General features: G+C 53.6%; 2 rRNA genes. Both read right to left on the reverse strand.

Annotation, left to right across the window (positions count from 1 at the left end):
• Positions 1-64 precede the first annotated feature (64 nt).
• Positions 65-3,193, reverse strand: a 23S ribosomal RNA gene (locus tag E3T46_RS00005).
• 450 nt (positions 3,194-3,643) lie between these two features.
• A 16S ribosomal RNA gene (locus E3T46_RS00010) occupies positions 3,644-5,177 on the reverse strand.
• Together the 16S and 23S rRNA genes form the textbook arrangement of a ribosomal RNA operon.
• Positions 5,178-5,234 lie beyond the last annotated feature (57 nt).

The following is a 5,234-nucleotide window of genomic DNA, read 5'->3' on the forward strand; positions in this document are numbered from 1 at the left end:
GTTGTTCTCGACCGTACATCGAGAACCACATAGTGGACGCTAAAGCAGCTTCTTCAAACTGAGTGTTATCAAATTATCGGCTTATTAGTACCGGTCAGCTCCATGGGTCTTTAGTCCCCACTTCCACATCCGGCCTATCAACGCAGTAGTCTAGCTGCGAGCCTCTCCCCCGAAGGGATGGAAATCTCATCTCGAAGCCGGCTTCCCGCTTAGATGCTTTCAGCGGTTATCCGTTCCGAACGTAGCTAATCAGCGGTGCTCCTGGCGGAACAACTGACACACCAGAGGTTCGTCCATCCCGGTCCTCTCGTACTAGGGATAGATCTTCTCAAATTTCCTGCGCGCGCAGCGGATAGGGACCGAACTGTCTCACGACGTTCTAAACCCAGCTCGCGTACCGCTTTAATGGGCGAACAGCCCAACCCTTGGGACCTACTCCAGCCCCAGGATGCGACGAGCCGACATCGAGGTGCCAAACCATGCCGTCGATATGGACTCTTGGGCAAGATCAGCCTGTTATCCCCGAGGTACCTTTTATCCGTTGAGCGACAGCGCTTCCACAAGCCACTGCCGGATCACTAGTCCCGACTTTCGTCCCTGCTCGACTTGTCAGTCTTACAGTCAAGCTCCCTTGTGCACTTACACTCGACACCTGATTACCAACCAGGTTGAGGGAACCTTTGGGCGCCTCCGTTACTTTTTAGGAGGCAACCGCCCCAGTTAAACTACCCACCAGGCACTGTCCCTGAACCGGATCACGGTTCGAAGTTAGGTATCCAATATGACCAGAGTGGTATTTCAACAATGACTCCACCTGAACTAGCGTCCAAGCTTCACAGTCTCCCACCTATCCTACACAAGCCACACCGAACACCAATACCAAGCTGTAGTAAAGGTCACGGGGTCTTTCCGTCCTGCTGCGCGTAACGAGCATCTTTACTCGTAATGCAATTTCGCCGAGTTCGCGGTTGAGACAGCTGGGAAGTCGTTACGCCATTCGTGCAGGTCGGAACTTACCCGACAAGGAATTTCGCTACCTTAGGATGGTTATAGTTACCACCGCCGTTTACTGGGGCTTAAATTCTCAGCTTCGCCTTGCGGCTAACCGTTCCTCTTAACCTTCCAGCACCGGGCAGGCGTCAGTCCGTATACATCGTCTTGCGACTTAGCACGGACCTGTGTTTTTAGTAAACAGTCGCTTCCCACTGGTCTCTGCGGCCTTCGAACGCTCCCGGAGCAAGTCCGTTCACGCCTCAGGCCCCCCTTCTCCCGAAGTTACGGGGGCATTTTGCCGAGTTCCTTAACCACGATTCTCTCGATCTCCTTAGTATTCTCTACCTGATCACCTGAGTCGGTTTGGGGTACGGGTGACTAAAACCTCGCGTCGATGCTTTTCTTGGCAGCATAGGATCACTGATTTCACCCTTACGGGCTACCCATCGGGTCTCAACCTTATATGAGAGACGGATTTGCCTATCTCTCGGCCTACATCCTTAGACCGGGTCAACCATCGCCCGGCTCAGCTACCTTCCTGCGTCACACCTGTTAATACGCTAACCGCACCAGCATAGGGTCGCACGCTAGGCCCCACGCTTCACCCCGAAGGGATCCATCTAGGGGATTCAGATGCTTAGCATTACTGGATTAGTTTGGGCGGTTTTTCGTCAGTACGGGAATATCAACCCGTTGTCCATCGACTACGCCTGTCGGCCTCGCCTTAGGTCCCGACTTACCCAGGGCGGATTAGCCTGGCCCTGGAACCCTTGATCTTTCGGAGGACGGGTTTCTCACCCGTCTTTCGCTACTCATGCCTGCATTCTCACTCGTGTAGCCTCCACGGCTGGTTTACACCGCCGCTTCGCTGGCCACACGACGCTCTCCTACCCATCAACACGGCTGAACCAACCACACAAGGTGGCGGCTTACCAAAAATATCAATGCCACAACTTCGGTGGCGTGCTTGAGCCCCGTTACATTGTCGGCGCGGAATCACTTGACCAGTGAGCTATTACGCACTCTTTCAAGGGTGGCTGCTTCTAAGCCAACCTCCTGGTTGTCTGTGCAACTCCACATCCTTTCCCACTTAGCACGCGCTTTGGGACCTTAGTTGGTGGTCTGGGTTGTTTCCCTCTCGACGATGAAGCTTATCCCCCACCGTCTCACTGCTGCGCTCTCACTTACCGGCATTCGGAGTTTGGCTGACGTCAGTAAGCTTTTGGGCCCCATCGGCCATCCAGTAGCTCTACCTCCGGCAAGAAACACGCAACGCTGCACCTAAATGCATTTCGGAGAGAACCAGCTATCACGAAGTTTGATTGGCCTTTCACCCCTATCCACAGCTCATCCCCTCCATTTTCAACTGAAGTGGGTTCGGTCCTCCACGACGTCTTACCGTCGCTTCAACCTGGCCATGGATAGATCACTTCGCTTCGGGTCTAGGACATGCGACTGAATCGCCCTATTCAGACTCGCTTTCGCTACGCATTCCCCTCTCGGGTTAAGCTCGCCACATATCACTAACTCGCAGGCTCATTCTTCAAAAGGCACGCTGTCACCAGAACAAAGCTGGCTCCAACGGTTTGTAAGCAAACGGTTTCAGGTACTATTTCACTCCCCTCCCGGGGTACTTTTCACCTTTCCCTCACGGTACTTGTTCACTATCGGTCATGTAGGAGTATTTAGGCTTATCAGGTGGTCCTGACGGATTCACACGGGATTTCTCGGGCCCCGTGCTACTTGGGATACTTCTCGGGCGATTGCTGCATTTCGACTACGGGGTTCGCACCCTCTATGACCAGGCTTTCAATCCTGTTCGTCTATACAACGTTCTAACCCTTACCATTCGGTAGAATAGGCAGAAAAGTCCCGCAACCCCGACCATGCAACGCCTACCGGCTATCACACATGATCGGTTTAGCCTCATCCGGGTTCGCTCGCCACTACTAACGGAATCACTGTTGTTTTCTCTTCCTGTGGGTACTGAGATGTTTCACTTCCCCACGTTCCCTCTACCCGCCCTATATATTCAGGCGGGAGTCACCAGGTCACCTTGCGGGCCTGGCGGGGTTTCCCCATTCGGACATCCTCGGATCACAGTTCGTTTATCAACTCCCCGAGGCTTATCGCAGATTACTACGTCCTTCTTCGGCTCTACATGCCAAGGCATTCACCGTTTGCTCTTAAAAATTTGAAATCACATGAGTTTGAATCGATTAAGTATGCCGAATAAATTCGACATCGAAATTGACCAATGATCTAATTGCTTAGATCTTTGTAATTTGCTCTCTTACGAGAGTCAAATTTAAGATGCTCGCGTCCACTGTGTAGTTCTCAAAGTACGGGCGGTACCCTTCCCGCCGGCAAGTGATGCCAACGAGAAAAAGTCCAGAAGAAACAGATCAACACCAAGACTTTCATCCCAGGTTGTTCCGGTCCCTCAGGACCCAACAGCGTGCATATACAAGTCTCTCCAACACCTACTTTTCCAACCCCGTCCTTACGAACCAGGCGTACCGAGTAGATCTCAGCCGTTCTTGCATCAATGTCAATGTTCCACCCATGAGCGCCATCAGAAGACATTCGCTTCCGTATGACTGGCCGCCATATTCCGCTGTATACAGACGGGACGGCACGTGCTCCTTAGAAAGGAGGTGATCCAGCCGCACCTTCCGGTACGGCTACCTTGTTACGACTTAGTCCTAATCACCAATCCCACCTTCGACAGCTCCGTCCCTTACGGGTTCGGCCACTGGCTTCGGGTGTTACCGACTTTCATGACTTGACGGGCGGTGTGTACAAGGCCCGGGAACGTATTCACCGCAGCGTTGCTGATCTGCGATTACTAGCGACTCCGACTTCATGAGGTCGAGTTGCAGACCTCAATCCGAACTGAGACCGGCTTTTTGGGATTCGCTCCACCTTGCGGTATCGCAGCCCTTTGTACCGGCCATTGTAGCATGCGTGAAGCCCAAGACATAAGGGGCATGATGATTTGACGTCATCCCCACCTTCCTCCGAGTTGACCCCGGCAGTATCCCATGAGTTCCCACCATTACGTGCTGGCAACATAGGACGAGGGTTGCGCTCGTTGCGGGACTTAACCCAACATCTCACGACACGAGCTGACGACAACCATGCACCACCTGTATACCGACCTTGCGGGGCGACCATTTCTGGCCGTTTCCGGTATATGTCAAGCCTTGGTAAGGTTCTTCGCGTTGCATCGAATTAATCCGCATGCTCCGCCGCTTGTGCGGGCCCCCGTCAATTCCTTTGAGTTTTAGCCTTGCGGCCGTACTCCCCAGGCGGGGAACTTAATGCGTTAGCTGCGACACGGAGACCGTGGAATGGTCCCCACATCTAGTTCCCAACGTTTACGGCATGGACTACCAGGGTATCTAATCCTGTTCGCTCCCCATGCTTTCGCTCCTCAGCGTCAGTTACGGCCCAGAGATCTGCCTTCGCCATTGGTGTTCCTCCTGATATCTGCGCATTCCACCGCTACACCAGGAATTCCAATCTCCCCTACCGCACTCTAGTCTGCCCGTACCCACTGCAGGCCCGAGGTTGAGCCTCGGGTTTTCACAGCAGACGCGACAAACCGCCTACGAGCTCTTTACGCCCAATAATTCCGGACAACGCTTGCACCCTACGTATTACCGCGGCTGCTGGCACGTAGTTAGCCGGTGCTTTTTCTGCAGGTACCGTCACTCCCAGGAAAACCCAGTCGCTTCTTCCCTACTAAAAGAGGTTTACAACCCGAAGGCCTTCGTCCCTCACGCGGCGTTGCTGCATCAGGCTTGCGCCCATTGTGCAATATTCCCCACTGCTGCCTCCCGTAGGAGTCTGGGCCGTGTCTCAGTCCCAGTGTGGCCGGTCACCCTCTCAGGCCGGCTACCCGTCGTCGCCTTGGTGAGCCATTACCTCACCAACTAGCTGATAGGCCGCGAGCTCATCCTTGACCAAAATTCTTTCCACCCCAGAAGATGCCTTCCAAGGTAATATCCGGTATTAGCTACAGTTTCCCGCAGTTATCCCAGAGTCAAGGGCAGATTGCTCACGTGTTACTCACCCGTTCGCCACTGATCCAAGGAGCAAGCTCCTCTTCACCGTTCGACTTGCATGTGTTAAGCACGCCGCCAGCGTTCGTCCTGAGCCAGGATCAAACTCTCCGTAAATGTTTGAATAGCTACCCGCCCCATATAAATACGAAACGAACGCCCATCTAGTGCACC

Origin of the sequence: Cryobacterium sp. Hh11 (assembly GCF_004404045.1) — a bacterium.
Taxonomy (GTDB): domain Bacteria; phylum Actinomycetota; class Actinomycetes; order Actinomycetales; family Microbacteriaceae; genus Cryobacterium; species Cryobacterium levicorallinum.